Source organism: Staphylococcus intermedius NCTC 11048 (assembly GCF_002902385.1).
Classification (GTDB): Bacteria; Bacillota; Bacilli; order Staphylococcales; family Staphylococcaceae; genus Staphylococcus; species Staphylococcus intermedius.
On the sequence record NZ_PPQH01000040.1, the window covers coordinates 19006 to 36149 of the forward strand.

Below are 17144 nucleotides of genomic sequence, written 5' to 3' on the forward strand. Positions count from 1 at the left end.
TGAGTAGCACTGATTTTTAAATTTAATCACGCATTTTAAATAGTAGTTACACATAAAAAATAAATGATTTGAAGAAAAGGTTCTACAATTTCAAATTTCAAAACGACAAAGTATTGAAAATGTATTAAATTGGATTAGATTTCTATTTTAAGGGTAATTATAAACAGTAGGTAGCAAACAATGGGGGTTAATTATGACTGAACAAAATAATTATAACGTGAGCGACATCATGCTTCTTGACCAGTTACAAAAAGAAGTTGAAGCCATTTTTGAAGAAATTGAGAACAAATACCATTTATCGAAAGAAGAATTTTTGATTTTATTGACACTTTGGGATAAAGGTTCGATGACATTAAAAGAAATGGATGACTATGTGAAAGTGAAGACTTACAAACGTACTCGAACTTACAATAACTTGGTAGAAATGAAATGGATAGTTAAAGAGCGCCCAACAAATGATGAAAGAACAGTGATTATTTATTTTAATGAAGATAAAGAAGCAGACAAACAAGACTTAATTGATTTTACATGTATGGAAATTGAAAAAAGAGATGAACGTTTAAAATCGTTATTAAATGACATTGTCAACGGCTGTAACATTTAACAACAATCACACGCTCAATAGACATCATGATTTAACCCGCCCATTCTAATTAAAGCGAATAAGCATTGCCGATGGTATTAAAGTTCGTCATTCTAGCCATCACCAAAGACGAAATGAAATGGATCAATGAGCGTGCAAACGAAAAAATATTCATACTACCTATTAAAAAATCAAAAACCAACGTTTACCTGTAAATGGGTAGGCGTTGGTTTTTGTTGTTGATGCTAATGGTGATATCGTGATGCAAACTGTAGACTTTCAACGATTGTATGTTTCAGAATCCATGTTTTGCATGACCTCAAGCACTGACTTCGAATACAACATTCATCGTTTTTACGCTTTCTACAATGCAGCTGTCCCAAAGGTCATTGAGCTCGTTTCTCAAGTGCAATGACATAAGGTGGTCGATTGCGTTGATTGATAAATTCATATTTCAAAACATGCGCCAGTTGTTGATCAAATGCTTGTAAATGTTGCATCAAAGTCGCACTTTCTTCAGCACCTTCTTCATGACCTGGGTAAACGACTAAAACGATAATGCCCTCAGGTTGTAATACATCAAAAATCGTCTGTACAGCAGCGAGTGTTGTCGATGAATGTGTAACGATAGATTTGTCGCCTTTAGGTAAATAACCTAAATTAAAAATTGCAGCATGTACTTGTGCAAGGTGCTCAGATGCAATATATTGAGTGATCCATTCGTGGCCAGTTTGAAACAAAGAGATGTTGTTGTACGCTTGCACACGTTGTCTTGTATATTCTATGGCTTCTTTTTGAATGTCACAGCCATAAACATGGCCATTGGGAACAAGGTCGGCTAAAAACTTGGTGTCATGACCGTTGCCACAAGTTGCATCAATCACAACACTTTCTGGTGTCACATGGCTGCGAATTAATGACTTGGCAAAAGGGAGTATCCGTTCGACAATCATCGCTTCACCTGAGATGTGTATGATGCACCTTGCACTGTACCGCGACGTTCAAGCTCGGCGTCGATATCATTTAATACTTCCCACTTATTGACGCTCCACATTGGGCCGACCATTAAATCGATAGGACCATCACCTGTAATACGATGAACGATCATTTCAGGCGGCAATTGTTCGAGTTGGTCGCAAACGAGTTGAATGTACTGTTCTTTCGTCATAAATTCGAGTAAGCCTTTGTCGTATTGCTTCATCATAGGTGTGCCTTTTAATAGGTGGAGCAAATGAATTTTAATGCCTTGGACATCCATTTGAGCGACAGCTTTTGCAGTCTCCATCATCATGTCATAATCTTCACCCGGTAAGCCATTAATAATATGTGAACATACATTAATGTTGTGACGACGTAGTTTTGCGACGCCTTCATAATAACAGTCCATATCATGTGCTCGATTGATTAAATCAGACGTCTCTTGATGAATGGTTTGAAGGCCTAATTCGACCCATAAATAAGTACGTTCATTTAATTCGGCTAAATAGTCCACGACATCATCAGGTAAACAGTCTGGGCGTGTTCCGATAGATAAACCGACAACACCTGGCTCTTTTAATGCGGCTTCAAATTTTTCGCGTAAGACAGCAACTGGTGCGTGTGTATTTGTGAAGGCTTGGAAATAGGCAATGTATTGACCTTCATGCCACTTTTCATGCATTTTGTCTTTAATTTCTTTAAATTGCACTTCGATAGTATCGGCACGGTTACCAGCAAAGTCACCACTTCCTGCTGCGGAACAAAATGTACACCCACCATGAGCAACAGTACCATCTCGGTTTGGGCAATCAAAACCACCATCTAAAGCAACCTTGAATATTTTTTGACCAAATTTATTTTTCAAATGATAATTTAAAGTGTGATAGCGTTTCTTTTCAAAAGCATATGGGAAATAAGTGCCCATCATAATCTTCCTTTCGACTTACTAAGTTAAAACTGTTCTTATCATATCGTATTCATTGTTTTTCTTAAACAGTATTTGAAGATTTTAACATATTTTCATCATTACGTGTTATAGTGTGAGCTAGAGAGAAAAGGAGTGAAACATCAGTGAATATGCCTAAAGGAATATGGTGGCTCGTCATCGGGATGGCAATTAATATCACCGGTGCGAGTTTTTTATGGCCGCTGAATACCATTTATATGAATGAGGAACTCGACAAATCATTAAGTACAGCCGGACTTGTATTGATGGTCAATTCATTTGGGATGATTGTAGGAAATTTACTCGGTGGAACATTGTTCGATAAACTTGGTGGCTATCGAACAATTATGTTAGGAACGATTGTAAGTCTGGTCGCTACCGTTTTATTAAATTTCTTCCATGGTTGGCCTTGGTATGCAGTATGGCTTGTGATGCTTGGCTTTGGCGGGGGCATGATTATCCCAGCGATATACGCGATGGCTGGAGCGGTATGGCCACAAGGTGGAAGACAAACGTTTAATGCAATTTACTTAGCCCAAAATATCGGTGTGGCATTAGGTGCAGCACTTGGCGGTTTTGTTGCTGAACTGAGCTTTAATTACATTTTTATGGCGAATTTGGCGATGTATGTTATTTTCTTTTTTATTGCTTTATTTCAATTTAAAATGGATTATCAAGCGACAGTTAAACATCAAGAAACCTTGGAAAATGTGGCCCGAATTCAAAATAAGAAGCATTTTACCGCACTCATTTTGTTATGTGTGATGTTTGCGTTATGTTGGATTGCATACGTACAATGGCAAACGACAATTGCATCATTTACACAAAGTATCGGCATTTCCATGAGTCAATACAGCTTATTATGGACAGTGAACGGTGTGCTCATTTTAGTAGGACAACCTTTAATATTGCCGATCATTCACCTTATTAAAGGCCAGCTGAAAAAGCAACTTTACTTTGGCTTAGGTGTGTTCATACTGTCATTTTTCGTGACAAGTTTTGCGACATCATTTTCGATTTTCGTCGTAGGGATGGTCATTATGACATTTGCTGAAATGTTCGTTTGGCCAGCAGTTCCGACAATTGCCAACAATTTAGCGCCTAAAGGTAGAGAAGGGGTCTATCAAGGCATTGTCAATTCGGCATCGACAGTGGGGAAAGCTTTTGGTCCGTTAATTGGCGGCATATTAGTTGATATATTTGATATGCAAATCATGTTTTTATCAATGATAGGGTTACTTGTCATGGCTGTGATATTCCTTTCTATTTATGATAGAAAAGTAGATCCGAAAACGCTATATCGTTAAACACAGATAATGACACTTGCATCTTTGTACTAAATTGCATAATATAGAAGTTAATTACGTATCAAGCATGTGGTCGTGCTGTACTGGAGTAGTAACTTAAATGGTTTTCCACAGAGAGTTAGTGGTGGTGCGAACTAACGAAAAACTTTAAGTGAACTTGCCGATAAATAATGAAAAATTAATGACATCTCTTACTATTTAAAATGAAGTGCACTTCAAGAAGTGAATGAGGGTGGTACCGCGGCAAATGTCGTCCCTTAGCATATCTGAATAGTTTGAGGTGTCTTTTTATGAATGAGGAGGATTTAATTGTGAGTTACAATCATCAAGAAGTCGAAAAAAAGTGGCAAACGTATTGGCTAGAGAACAAAACGTTCAAAACAGAAGATAATATTGGTCAGAAGAAATTTTATGCGTTAGATATGTTTCCGTATCCATCAGGTGCTGGTTTACACGTAGGGCATCCAGAAGGTTATACAGCAACCGATATTTTATCACGTTATAAAAGAATGCAAGGGTACAATGTGTTACATCCAATGGGGTGGGATGCATTTGGTTTACCTGCTGAACAATATGCCCTCGATACTGGGAATGATCCAGCTGAATTTACAAAACGTAACATTCAAACATTTAAGCGTCAAATTCAGGAACTGGGCTTTAGTTACGACTGGGATCGTGAAGTGAGTACGACGGATCCTGAATATTATAAATGGACACAATGGATTTTTATTCAACTTTATAAAAAAGGCTTAGCGTATATTGACGAAATTCCAGTAAACTGGTGTGAAGCGTTAGGTACTGTGCTATCGAATGAAGAAGTGGTCGATGGTGTATCAGAACGTGGGGGGTTCCCGGTTGTTCGACGTCCGATGAAACAATGGGTATTAAAGATTACAGAATATGCGGATCGTTTACTTGAAGATTTAGATACATTGGACTGGCCAGAATCGATTAAAGACATGCAACGCAACTGGATTGGCCGTTCTGAAGGGGCGAAAGTAAACTTCGAAGTTGAAAATATTGACACACCGATTGAAGTATTTACTACACGCCCAGATACGATTTATGGGGCAACATTTTTAGTGTTAAGCCCTGAACATGGGTTAGTGAACCGTATCACAACACCACAACAATATGAAAAAGTGAAGCATTATCAAGATGAAGCAGCGAAAAAATCGGACCTAGAACGTACAGACTTAGCCAAAGAAAAAACAGGTGTCTTCACAGGTGCGTATGCGATTCATCCATTTACAGGTGAGCAAGTGCCTATTTGGATTGCAGACTATGTGTTAGCATCTTATGGTACAGGGGCTGTAATGGCAGTTCCCGCGCATGACGAAAGAGACTACGAATTTGCGACAACGTTTGATTTACCAGTCGTGAAAGTCATCGAAAACGATGCAGACACACCATATTACGCAGGTGACGGGGCACATATTCATTCAGGTGAATTGGATGGTCTTCATAACGAAGAAGCGATTTCAAAAGCAATTGAGCTATTAGAAGCAAAAGGTCTCGGTGAAAAGAAAGTGAATTATAAACTCCGTGACTGGTTGTTTAGTCGTCAACGTTATTGGGGTGAACCGATTCCGATTATTCATTGGGAAGACGGCTCAATGACAACTGTTCCTGAAAGCGAATTGCCATTACTTCTTCCTAAAACAGATGAAATTAAGCCTTCAGGTACAGGTGAATCACCACTTGCGAATATTGATGACTTTGTGAATGTGGTTGACCCTGAAACAGGTATGAAAGGTCGACGTGAAACAAACACAATGCCACAATGGGCGGGTAGCTGTTGGTATTATTTACGTTATATCGATCCTAAAAACGATCAAATGCTAGCTGATCCAGAGAAATTGAAACATTGGTTGCCTGTTGACCTTTATATCGGTGGCGTAGAGCATGCTGTATTGCACTTATTATATGCACGCTTCTGGCACAAAGTACTTTATGATTTAGGGGTTGTCCCAACGTCTGAACCTTTCCAAAAATTATTCAACCAAGGTATGATTTTAGGTGAAGGTAACGAAAAAATGAGTAAATCAAAAGGTAATGTTGTAAACCCTGACGACATTGTGCGTTCACATGGTGCCGATACATTACGCTTATATGAAATGTTTATGGGACCGTTAGAGGCATCGATTGCTTGGAGTGAAAATGGTTTAGATGGTTCACGTCGCTTCTTAGATCGTGTATGGCGCTTGTTCGTCACTGAAGATGGTCAACTTACAGATAAAGTTATTGAAGCAGACACACCAGCATTACAAACGGTATACCATCAAACCGTTAAAAAGGTCACTGAAGATTTCGAATCATTGAGCTTCAATACAGCAATTAGTCAGTTAATGGTCTTTATTAATGAATGTTATAAAGCTGAGCACATTTCTAAAGCCTTTGCAGAAGGTTTCGTGAAAATGTTAGCACCTATTGCACCACATATCGGTGAAGAATTGTGGTCTATTTTAGGTCACGATACAACAATCACTTACCAACCATGGCCAAGTTTCGATCCATCTTTATTAGAAGAAGATGTTGTTGAAATCGTTGTACAAGTGAATGGTAAAGTCCGTGCTAAAATTGAAATTCCTAAAGATATGACTCAAGCAGATATGGAAACAACAGCCTTAGCGCATGACAACATTAAAACTGCAATTGAGGGTAAAGAGATAAAGAAAGTAATTGCAGTCCCTCAAAAATTAGTGAACATTGTTGCAAAATAATGATGAATGAAGGAGCGTGGAGGAAAAAATGAAAGAAATAAGTACTGATGAATTAAAAGAGATTATTTTAAGTTCTGAACCTGTGAATATTGTCGATGTACGTGAAGATGAAGAAGTGGCGATGGGGATGATTCCTGATGCTGAACATATTCCGATGAATGACATTCCGGATCACGTGGATGATTTCAAAAAGAACACGACGTATTACATCGTTTGTGCAGGCGGTGTGAGAAGTGCGAAAGTGGTTGAGTTTTTGAATGATCATGGTGTTGATGCAGTGAATGTTGAAGGTGGTATGCGTGCTTGGGGCGATGAAGGGTTAGAGTATAAGCGGATTTAAGTATTGAAGTATGACTGCTATTGTCGTATGGGGGGACCGTACGATGATAGCAGTTTTTTGTTTTTTGTTTAGCATTGTAGTTGTTTAGCATTTTGTTAACATGTTTTAAATGGCATCTTACAGATTGCTGAACGGTGCGGCGCTTTCCTAGGGGCTGGTCCTGCAACTAACCAACGCTTTGATTTTACTATTACATTAGTTGATGAAGCGTTGGTGGATTTTCCGGACCAGCTGATTCCTCAGGAGTCTTGCACAGTTCATGCAATCTGAACGGTAAAATAGAAATGCAAAGAAACAAAATATTACAATACAAAACGTATTTTCATCTATATTTCCCCATACCTCAATCACATCATATTTCTGTTTGGATGGAGAGAGGGGATAGTGAGGATACATAAGTGAGTAGGGGAGCTGACTTGTGCGGCGCTTTCCTAGGGGCTGGTCCTGCAACTAACCAACGCTTTGATTTTACTATTACATTTGTTGATGAAGCGTTGGTGGATTTTCCGGACTAGCTGACCCCTCAGGAGTCTTACACAGTTCATGCAATTGATGCAGTATTTTTGGAACGTTTGAAAATGTTAACAACAAAAGCACGCTTCAACTTCATAATCTTTTTTGTGGGAAAGAAGAGAGCAGAGTTAATTTGATATGTGCGTAAAATGCTACAATCAACAAAAAATCCTACCTCATATTACGGATTTTGAGATAGGATAAATGTTGTGGTATGTGATTTACATTTATTCTGCAAAGCCTGCAAAATAACCTGCGACGTAACCTGTGACGAGTGCGCTCGTGATGTTATAGCCTCCAGTATAGCCATGAATATCCAATACCTCACCGCATAAATACAGTCCGGGTGTCATTTTAGATTCCATTGTCGTTGGAACGATTTCCTTGATTGACACGCCGCCCCCAGTTACGAAAGCTTTTTCTAACGGTAACGTACCATAAACTTCGAAAGTAAATGCTTTAAATTGGTGGGCAAGTGTACTCAATTGTTGCGCACTGATATGGTGATACGTTGTTTCAAATGGAATATGAGCACTTTCAATCATGAGTGTCAAATAGCGTTCTTCGATGAATCCTTTTAATGCATTTTTAATATGCTTATCGGGTTGTGATTTTAACAATTGCGTGATTTTTTGTTTGAGTTCTTCTTCATTGATTTCAGGAAAGGCATCGATTTGCATTTGAATATTTTGTTGTTTTTGATTTTTTTGTTCTTGATAAATAAACTGGCTACATCTTAACGCAGCAGGGCCACTAATTCCGAAGTGTGTAAATAGCATGTCCATTTGATGTGTGATACGCTTTTTGCCATTTTTCTTTAAAACGGATAAACCTACATTTTTCAGACTTAATCCTTTTAGAGACTGATTTTTAATAAATGGTGCGTTAGATTTAATCGGTACTTCTGTTGGAAACAGTTCTGTAATGTGATGTCCGAGCGACTCAGCGAAACGATAGCCATCACCTGTTGAACCGGTTTGAGGAACACTTGTACCACCAGTTGCAATAATGACTGTTTTGGCTTCATAACGATCACCGTTTTGGAGTTGTACTTGAAAATGAGCTGCGTCAACTTTTTTTACAGCTACGACAGTTTGTTCTTCTTTGACTGTCACGTCATTTTGTTTCAATTCACGAATTAATGCATCGAGTACATCTTGTGACTGATTGGATACAGGAAACATTCGACCATGATCTTCTTCTTTTAAAGCGACACCACGGGATTCAAAAAATTCGATTATGGATTGGTTGTCGAAAATTGAAAAAGGACTATATAAAAATTTTCCGTTGCCGGGGATATGTTTAATGATTTCATCGTAAGGCAAGTTGTTGGTCACATTACAACGACCACCACCGGATATTTTCAATTTACGTCCTAAACCTTTCTTTTTTTCTAATAGGAGCACGGGTTGCCCGTTTTGACTTGATGAAATGGCAGCCATCAATCCACTTGGTCCGCCACCGATCACAATTGTTTGATACATTTGATAAAAACCCCTTAAAATTGATATTTTGATTTTAACATATTCTTAATCAGTGTATAATATCCATATCGTGTTATAATTAAATCTTGAAAAAATGTAGAGTAGGTAGGTTATCTATGAGTGAAAACAAAGAATTAGTAAGAGGCACCTTTTTACTAACTTTAAGTATTTTAATCACAAAAGTATTAGGCATTATTTACATTATCCCGTTTTACCAAATCATTGGAGGTGCAGACAATCTTGCACCTTTTAACTATGCTTATGGTCCATACAATGTTGCAATCGCTGTTGCCACTGCGGGTGTGCCACTTGCAGCGTCGAAATACGTTGCGAAATACAATACAATTGGTGCATATCGTGTCAGTCAAAAATTGTATAAATCTAGTTTTATCGTGATGAGTATCACAGGTTTACTTGGATTTATCATTTTATATCTTTTGTCACCGATGATTGCTGCTGTGACGATTGCCAATAATATGGATAAAAATGCAGGATGGACAGTGGATCAAATTACGGCTATCATTCGCACAATTAGCTTTGTTGTTATTTTTATCCCTGTGTTAGCGACTTGGCGAGGCGTGTTCCAAGGATATAAATCGATGGGACCAACAGCTTTATCAGAAGTCACAGAACAAATTGCACGTATTATTTTTATTTTAGTCGGCAGCTATCTCGTGTTGAATGTCTTTGATGGCTCTGTATTATTAGCGAATGGTATTGCGACGTTCGGTGCAGCTATCGGTGCCATTGCAGGTATCTTGACACTTTGGTGGTATTGGATTAAGCGACGACGTGGCATACAAGAAATGGTTGCTTCTGATATGACCGGAATAGATGTACCATATTCGAAAATGTATAAAGAAATTCTTTCATACAGCATCCCATTTGTGATAGTCAGTCTTAATTTTCCACTGTTTATGATAGTGGACCAATTAACGCACAATAATGCACTGTCGATTGCCGGTGTAGAGACGAGTTTACAAGGTACATTTTTTACAATGCTGAATATGACAACAAACAAAATTGTGATGATTCCGACGTCATTAGCGGCGGGGTTTGCGATCAGTTTAATTCCGTTTATTACGAAAACATATGAAAAAGGCGACTATGTTGAAATGCATCGTCAAATTCGCACTTCATTAGGTGTATTGATGTATATTACAGTACCGGCAAGCTTAGGGATTATGGCATTAGCTGTGCCGCTTTATACGGTGTTTTATGAATATAGTATGGATGGTAGCCGTCTGTTATTCTACTATGCACCTGTAGCAATTTTAATCTCGCTTTTAAGTGTGACGGCATCGATGTTACAAGGTATTGATAAGCAAAAATTAACAGTGTTCGTCATTATTGGTTCAGTAGTATTGAAATTTATTTTAAACATGCCATTAATCATAATGTTTGAAACGGCCGGTGCGATTTTAAGTACAGCCATTGCGTTAACATTTGCAATCATTTGTAACTTTATCATTCTTAAAAAATACGCACACTTCAAATTTAATGAAACGATGATGGATGTTTCCAAAATCTTATTGTACAGCTTTGTGATGATGATTGCTGTTGAAGTCATTTATTTTGGCTTAGAGTTTGTTATTTCTCCAGCCAGTCACATTGGCGCGTTTATCATTACAGTCATTTGTGCAAGCGTGGGTGTTATCATTTACGCCATTTTGACAATGAAAACGCGTTTAGCAGATAAGTTTTTAGGTGAAATTCCTAATAAAATTCGCCGTAAAGTGAGCTTTTTATAATGCGTATTGATAAATTTTTAGCGCAAATGGGTGTTGGGACAAGAACGGAAGTTAAGGCGTTGTTGAAAAAAGGAGCCGTCATGTGTAATGGAGTGAAAATTAAATCTGCCAAAACACAAATTGATCCTGAGCATGATACTGTAGAAGTAGAGGGGCAGGTCATTACTTATGAACCGTATGTTTATTTGATGATGAATAAACCACAAGACGTCATTTCTGCAACGGTAGATGATCGACATCAAACAGTGATTGATTTAATAGATAACTACCAACATTTAGACTTATTTCCAGTGGGTCGGCTTGATAAAGATACAGAAGGGCTCTTGCTGATTACCAATGACGGTCAATTTAACCATGCGTTGATGAGTCCGAATAAGCATGTATCGAAAACGTATTGGGTTCAAGCAAAAGATCCATTAAAAGCAAGTGATTCTCAAACTTTTGAAGCAGGAATCACTTTAAAAGAAGGACAGCTACAACCTGCGCATCTTGAAATTTTGGAAGAGCGTACAACGGCTTTCGTAACGATTCAAGAGGGGAAATATCATCAAGTAAAGCGAATGTTCCATGCAATTGACAATGAAATTGTTGCACTTAAAAGGGTGTCTATTGGTGCGCTTAAGTTAGATTCACAACTGTCTCCAGGCGACTATCGACCTTTAACAGCCGATGAACTGAAATTGTTAAATGTTCATTAATTGTTAAAATATTTATTTAAAATAGGTTTAACAGATTTGTCTATCGGGTAATCTTACATTAAAATGAGTTGAGGTGATCAAGATGGCAAAATCAGGTAAACTATTTAAAGCGATTCTTGGCATTGGAGGTGCAGTCGCAGCGGTTGTACTTTCAAACAAGCAAAACCGTGAAAACTTGAAACAAGAATATCAAAAGTATAAAGACAATCCAGAAGACTATAAAAAGCGCGCACAAGAAAAAGCTGCTCAAGTGAGTGAAGCTGCAACGCAAGAATTTAATAAAGCGAAAGAGGATCCTAAAGCTTATATTAATGAAGCGAAACAAGATCCAAAATCTTTTATTAACGAGAAAAAGGAACAATTGTTGAGCGGCGAACAACGTGATAATTTAGATAATAGGGAAGCGTTGTTTGATGATGAAGGTGGCGGAGATCCTTCACACAATTTACATGTTGTACGTGATAATGAACCGAATAAGTAAAGATATTAAAACCAGACGTTAAGGCTTCAAAATGTTGACCTTAACATCTGGTTTTTTATTGCGCGTTACAATTTGAATGATGATGGTGCTGTCAGTATACATTTGAGTTTGTTGGATACATGAGCAAACAATTTTGGATACAGTCACCCTTTAATCAATATTTTTTACTCATAACAATTTAGGCGTTCGAACGTGTGAAGAGACATTTGAAAACGAAAGACAACATTTTGTCAGAAAAATTAAAAAAATGTGCAGAAATATTACTGTTGTTTAAGGGATAATTCATGTAAAATAAGAAATACAATCATGAAAAAAAGGAAGTTGATCTGCATGTGGAGAGAAAAAGTACAAGAATATGAAACGCAAATGATCGAAGACTTAAAAGGACTTTTAGCTATCAAATCAGTCCGTAATGATGCAGAAGCTACGGAAGATGCGCCAGTTGGTCCTGGTCCTAAGGCGGCACTTGAATATATGTATCAGTTAGCTGAACGCGATAGATTCAACACATTTGATACCGATCATTTAGCCGGCCGTATCGAGTTGGGAAAAGGTGAAGAACTTTTTGGTATTTTAGGTCATGTTGATGTTGTGCCTGCAGGTGACGGTTGGGATACTGATCCATTTGACCCTGTTGAAACAGATGACCGTATTATTGCACGTGGGACACTCGATGATAAAGGGCCAACCATTGCGGCTTATTATGCGGTAAAAATTCTTAATGACATGAATGTTGACTGGAAAAAGAGAATACATATTATTATCGGAACGGATGAAGAGTCAGATTGGAAATGTACAGATCGTTATTTCAAAACTGAAGAAATGCCAACGATTGGTATTGCGCCTGACGCGGAATTTCCACTTATTCATGGTGAAAAAGGAATTACTACATTTACAATTAAACAGCAAACTTTAACGTTAGACGATGATGAACCTGAAATCGAGTTGAAGCAATTTGTATCTGGTGAACGCTTTAACATGGTACCAGATGTTGCCCATGCAAATATTTTGGTTAAAGAAAATATGACGGATACGATTCAACGTTTTGAAGCATTTTTATCAGAACATCAATTAGAAGGTCAACATGAAATTGATAGTGGCATTTTAAAGTTAACTGTATTCGGTAAAGCTGTTCATGGTATGGATCCATCGATTGGTGTGAACGCTGGTTTATATTTAATCCATTTCTTGAACACGTTAAATTTAAATCAATCTGCGCAATCTTGGACATCTTTTGGGGAAAAATACTTATTTGATTCTCATTTTGGTGAAAAGATGGGAATGAAGTTTCATTCAGATATGATGGGCGATTTAACGACAAATATCGGTATCATTCGCTATGATTTGGACGAAGGTGGCTCGTTCGGTATTAATTTACGTTATCCAGAAGGTTTTGATTTTGATCGTGCTATCAAAGACTATACCGCTGAAATTCAAGAACTAGGTTTTGATATTGAAAGCCTTAAAGTACAAACACCGCATTTTGTGAACCCAGAAGATCCATTTGTTCAAAAATTGTTAACAGCCTATCGCAATCAAACAGGAGACATGCGTCCATCATTTACTATTGGTGGTGGGACTTATGCCCGTAATTTAGACAAAGGTGTCGCATTCGGTGCAATGTTCGAGGATTCTGAAGATTTAATGCATCAAAAAAATGAATACATCACGAAAAAACAACTATTTGACGCAACGAGCATCTATTTAGAAGCGATTTATGCAGTTTGTGTGGAGGGATAATTTATGATGAAAGTATTGATTAATGAAAGATTTGTAGAAGAAAGCGAGGCACAGGTTGCTTTTAATGACCGTGGATACAATTTCGGGGACGGTATTTATGAATATGTGCGCATTTATGATAACAAGTTATTTACAGCTAAAGAACATTTCGAACGTTTACTGCGCAGTGCAAACGAAATCGGTTTAGAATTGGATTACACAGTGGCATCATTAACTGAACTTGTCCGTGAACTTGCGCAAGTTAACAATGTGACGAATGGTGGGGTCTACATGCAAGTGACACGTGGTGCAGCACCGCGTGACCACGCTTTCCCGACACCATCAGTAAAACCTGTACTAACAGCTTTTGTAAAAGCCTATGATCGCCCGTTTAAAGCCCTTGAAGAGGGTGTATCTGTTGTGACAACCGATGATATTCGTTGGTTGCGCTGCGATATTAAAAGTTTAAACTTATTAGGTAATGTGTTAGCCAAAGAGTATGCCACAAAATACAATGCGACGGAAGCGGTTCAACATCGTGACGGTACTGTGACAGAAGGCGCTTCAAGCAACGTCTATGCGATTAAAGACGGCATTGTCTATACACATCCGGCAAACAATCTCATCTTAAATGGAATTACACGCCAAGTGATTAAATGGATTTGTGAGGATGAACAAATTACGTTTAAGGACGAAGCATTTTCAGTAGAGTTTTTGAAAGATGCAGATGAAGTGATTATTTCAAGTACATCTGCTGAAGTGATGCCTGTTGTTAAAATCGATGGTGAAGCTGTTCATGATGGCAAAGTTGGCCCGATAACAAGACGCTTACAAGAAGGTTTTGAAAGATATATTCGTTCACATTCTCACTAAATTCGATCATTTAACAGGATTATGAAGGGTTTGTGAAACTTTTAAAACATATAAAGGTAAAAAGTCACATTTTGTGTTTCATTTTTGGTTGAAAAAAAGGCTCAATAATTATAAAATCTTAAATGAGTGCAAAACGTGAACGTGAATTTAAAATCATTGAAAAGATGATTTCAATATGGCTCTTGAAAAAATTTCATGAGCCTTTTCTATTTGAAAGTGAGGTGAGCGAGTTGTGGAGCAGTTTTATCAGTTAGGATGGACGCTTGACTCGGCTGGTGGTGCATCAGGTGAAGCTTATATGGCTGAACAAGATGGTCAAAAGTTGTTTTTGAAACGTAATTCCAATCCATTCATTGCTGCGTTATCAGCAGAAGGTATTGTCCCAAAATTGGTTTGGACGAAACGTATCGAAACGGGCGAAGTCGTGACAGCACAACATTGGAAAAATGGGCGTGAACTTGAATCGCTAGAAATGGCGCAAGATCGCGTGGCACATTTATTGAAAAAAATTCATCAGTCAAAACCATTGTTAACGATGTTGAAGCGTATGGAAATGGCGCCTATCACACCTGAAATTATGTTGCATAAAATTAACGCCTCATTGTCACGTGACGTGTTAACGCATCATATCGTGAGAAAGGCTTTAACGTATTTGGAAGAGCATATGCCAGAGTTTGATCCGCGTTTTTATACGGTGGTTCATGGTGATGTCAATCATAATAACTGGCTCTTATCAGATAAAGATGAACTCTTTCTAGTCGATTGGGAAGGTGCGATGATTGCTGACCCTGCAATTGACATCGGTATGCTGCTCTACAACTACGTGCCTGAAACACAGTGGTCGAGTTGGTTTGACACATATGAAGTAAAAGAAACGATGAATCTAAAAAAACGTATGAAATGGTATACGGTGATTCAGTCTATTGGTATGATTCAGTGGAACGAAGAGCATAAACGTTATAAAGATATGAATACTTGGCTCAAATTCTTAAATGAAGTCATGAAGAGTAATGTATTTATTTAAGGAGTATGAATAATCATGAGAATGCGAAATAAACCGTGGGCTGAGTCTTACTTAACTGAGCATAGCGATATTGTGGATTTAGAAGCAATGCATGCCCATCAAGTTAGCGAGTGGTTTGAACAACAACAGCCGATTCACATAGAAGTAGGATCAGGTATGGGCAAATTCATTACGACGTTAGCGCAGCAAAATCCACATATTAATTATGTTGCCATTGAAAGAGATAAAAATGTTATGATTCGTGTGCTGGACAAAGTACGTGAATTAAACTTAACGAATATTAAACTATTATGTAACGATGCGGTGATTTTAACAGACTATTTTCGTCAAGGCGAAGTGGACCGTATTTATTTAAACTTTTCTGACCCTTGGCCGAAAAAGCGACATGCGAAACGTCGATTAACGTACCGTAGTTTTTTAGCGCTCTATCAACAAATTCTTCGTGAAGATGGTGAACTTCATTTCAAAACTGATAATCGTGGGCTGTTTGCGTATAGTCTTGAAAGTATGTCTCAATTTGGCATGTATTTTACAAAAATCAACTTGAATCTCCATCAAGAAGATGAAGGCGAAAATATTCCAACAGAGTATGAGCATAAATTTGCTGAAAAAGGCTCACGTATTTATCGAATGGAAGCGAAATTTCATTCTAAACATACAAATGAATAATATCTCTAAAAAGCAATGTTAGCGTCTTAAAATCGTTGACATTGCTTTTTTCATTATGGAATACGGTTTATTCACCGAGATATGATTTGTTATTGTGAAGGGAGACTAGGCATAATTAGCGTACATTTTAAATGGTCTAATACACAAGATGTGAGACTTGATTCACGTCAGACTTTTAATTGATAATAGAATTGCGTAAAAATAAAACGAGGTGTTCATCATGCAATTAGGCAAATTTCAAATAGATCCACTAAATGGGGGCTTTACTCAAATGGACGGTGGAGCTATTTTTGGAGTCGTCCCTAAGCCTTTATGGGAACGACAATATCCAGTGAATGATAAGAACCAAGTCCCATTAACAACTTCTCCGATTCTCATTCGAACTGAAGATAAAAATATTTTAATCGATGCTGGGATAGGTAATGGTAAATTAACTGAGAAGCAATTACGAAATTATGGTGTGCAGTATGAATCGGATATTGACGCATCACTCGCACAATTCTCTTTAACGCGTGACGATATCGACATGGTCCTCATGACACATATGCATTTTGATCATGCGACAGGATTGACAGATGCCAATGGTCAAGCACAATTTCCTAACGCGTGGCACTATGTTCAACAAGATGAATGGCATGAATTTATTGCGCCGAATATCCGGAGTCAAGCGACGTATTGGCCGATTAATAGAGGAACGTACGAAGAAAAATTGATCCTGTTTGAAGATGGAATTGAACCTTATCCAGGCATAAGAATGAAACATACGGGTGGTCATAGTTTTGGGCATGCTGTGATAGAGATTGAAAGTGAAGGCGAAAAGGCAGTGCACATGGCTGATATTTTAAGCACCACTGCACATCGTAATCCATTGTGGGTGTCTGCTTATGATGATTATCCGATGCAATCCATTCGTGAAAAAGAGAGACTCACACGTTTTTACGTCTCACAGCAATATTGGTTTTTGTTTTATCATGATGTTCAATATTTTGCAGCGAAATTGAGCAGTGATTTAAAACGAGTTGACGCGACGATTTTACGTGAGCATAATGAATAAA

15 protein-coding genes and 1 other annotated feature are annotated in these 17144 nt (G+C 37.9%); of the genes, 12 read left to right on the forward strand and 3 right to left on the reverse strand.

The window, feature by feature from the left end; translation table 11 throughout:
• The first annotated feature begins 193 nt into the window (after positions 1–193).
• Complete coding sequence (locus CD138_RS08840; RefSeq protein ID WP_019168393.1) at positions 194–604, forward strand: transcriptional regulator, SarA/Rot family; 411 nt, start codon at positions 194–196, stop codon at positions 602–604.
• Between the two features lie 365 nt (positions 605–969).
• Here the strand turns inward: CD138_RS08840 and mnmM are convergent, their stop codons facing one another.
• Positions 970–1536: a tRNA 5-(aminomethyl)-2-thiouridylate-methyltransferase MnmM gene (gene mnmM, locus CD138_RS08845; RefSeq protein ID WP_019168394.1), complete on the reverse strand. Its 567-nt coding sequence runs from the start codon at positions 1534–1536 to the stop codon at positions 970–972.
• Complete coding sequence (mnmL, locus tag CD138_RS08850) at positions 1533–2486, reverse strand: tRNA modification radical SAM protein MnmL/YtqA (protein ID WP_019168395.1); 954 nt, start codon at positions 2484–2486, stop codon at positions 1533–1535. Before mnmL ends, mnmM begins: the two co-directional genes overlap by 4 nt.
• Positions 2487–2632: 146 nt before the next feature.
• On the opposite strand from mnmL, the gene CD138_RS08855 reads away from it, so the two are divergent.
• The 3 genes from CD138_RS08855 (at position 2633) to CD138_RS08865 (ending at position 6877) form a co-directional block, all read left to right on the forward strand.
• Positions 2633–3814 (forward strand): MDR family MFS transporter, encoded by a 1182-nt coding sequence (locus CD138_RS08855; protein WP_019168396.1) that lies wholly within the window; start codon positions 2633–2635, stop codon positions 3812–3814.
• A 69-nt stretch (positions 3815–3883) separates the two neighbouring features.
• Positions 3884–4075, forward strand: a binding site (T-box leader).
• A gap of 47 nt (positions 4076–4122) precedes the next feature.
• Positions 4123–6537 carry a leucine--tRNA ligase gene (leuS, locus tag CD138_RS08860; protein WP_026066840.1) on the forward strand — a complete coding sequence of 805 codons (2415 nt, stop codon included), beginning with the start codon at positions 4123–4125 and terminating at the stop codon, positions 6535–6537.
• A gap of 28 nt (positions 6538–6565) precedes the next feature.
• A complete protein-coding gene (locus CD138_RS08865) occupies positions 6566–6877 on the forward strand; it encodes a rhodanese-like domain-containing protein (protein WP_019168398.1) in 312 nt (103 codons plus the stop codon).
• 740 nt (positions 6878–7617) lie between these two features.
• On the opposite strand, the gene CD138_RS08870 is transcribed toward CD138_RS08865, so the two are convergent.
• Positions 7618–8874, reverse strand: coding sequence for a BaiN/RdsA family NAD(P)/FAD-dependent oxidoreductase (locus CD138_RS08870; RefSeq protein WP_019168400.1), 1257 nt, complete (start codon positions 8872–8874; stop codon positions 7618–7620).
• Positions 8875–8990: 116 nt separating this feature from the next.
• Here CD138_RS08870 and CD138_RS08875 point away from each other — a divergent pair, with 116 nt between their 5' ends.
• The 8 genes from CD138_RS08875 (at position 8991) to CD138_RS08910 (ending at position 17143) form a co-directional block, all read left to right on the forward strand.
• Complete coding sequence (locus CD138_RS08875; protein WP_019168401.1) at positions 8991–10625, forward strand: putative polysaccharide biosynthesis protein; 1635 nt, start codon at positions 8991–8993, stop codon at positions 10623–10625.
• On the forward strand, positions 10625–11323 hold the full coding sequence (locus tag CD138_RS08880) for a pseudouridine synthase (protein ID WP_019168402.1): 699 nt from the start codon (positions 10625–10627) through the stop codon (positions 11321–11323). Before CD138_RS08875 ends, CD138_RS08880 begins: the two co-directional genes overlap by 1 nt.
• Positions 11324–11405: 82 nt before the next feature.
• On the forward strand, positions 11406–11804 hold the full coding sequence (locus CD138_RS08885) for a YtxH domain-containing protein (protein ID WP_019168403.1): 399 nt from the start codon (positions 11406–11408) through the stop codon (positions 11802–11804).
• A gap of 330 nt (positions 11805–12134) precedes the next feature.
• Positions 12135–13544 carry a dipeptidase PepV gene (pepV, locus tag CD138_RS08890; RefSeq protein ID WP_019168404.1) on the forward strand — a complete coding sequence of 470 codons (1410 nt, stop codon included), beginning with the start codon at positions 12135–12137 and terminating at the stop codon, positions 13542–13544.
• A gap of 3 nt (positions 13545–13547) precedes the next feature.
• The gene (gene dat / locus CD138_RS08895) at positions 13548–14396 is read left to right on the forward strand and encodes a D-amino-acid transaminase (protein WP_019168405.1); all 849 of its coding nucleotides are present in this window, start codon (positions 13548–13550) and stop codon (positions 14394–14396) included.
• A 232-nt stretch (positions 14397–14628) separates the two neighbouring features.
• Entirely contained in the window at positions 14629–15420 is a 792-nt protein-coding gene (locus tag CD138_RS08900) for a phosphotransferase family protein (RefSeq protein ID WP_019168406.1), read from the forward strand.
• A 15-nt stretch (positions 15421–15435) separates the two neighbouring features.
• A complete protein-coding gene (gene trmB / locus CD138_RS08905) occupies positions 15436–16089 on the forward strand; it encodes a tRNA (guanosine(46)-N7)-methyltransferase TrmB (protein ID WP_019168407.1) in 654 nt (217 codons plus the stop codon).
• Between the two features lie 220 nt (positions 16090–16309).
• Positions 16310–17143 carry a YtnP family quorum-quenching lactonase gene (locus CD138_RS08910; protein WP_019168408.1) on the forward strand — a complete coding sequence of 278 codons (834 nt, stop codon included), beginning with the start codon at positions 16310–16312 and terminating at the stop codon, positions 17141–17143.
• The last annotated feature ends 1 nt before the right edge of the window (position 17144 follow it).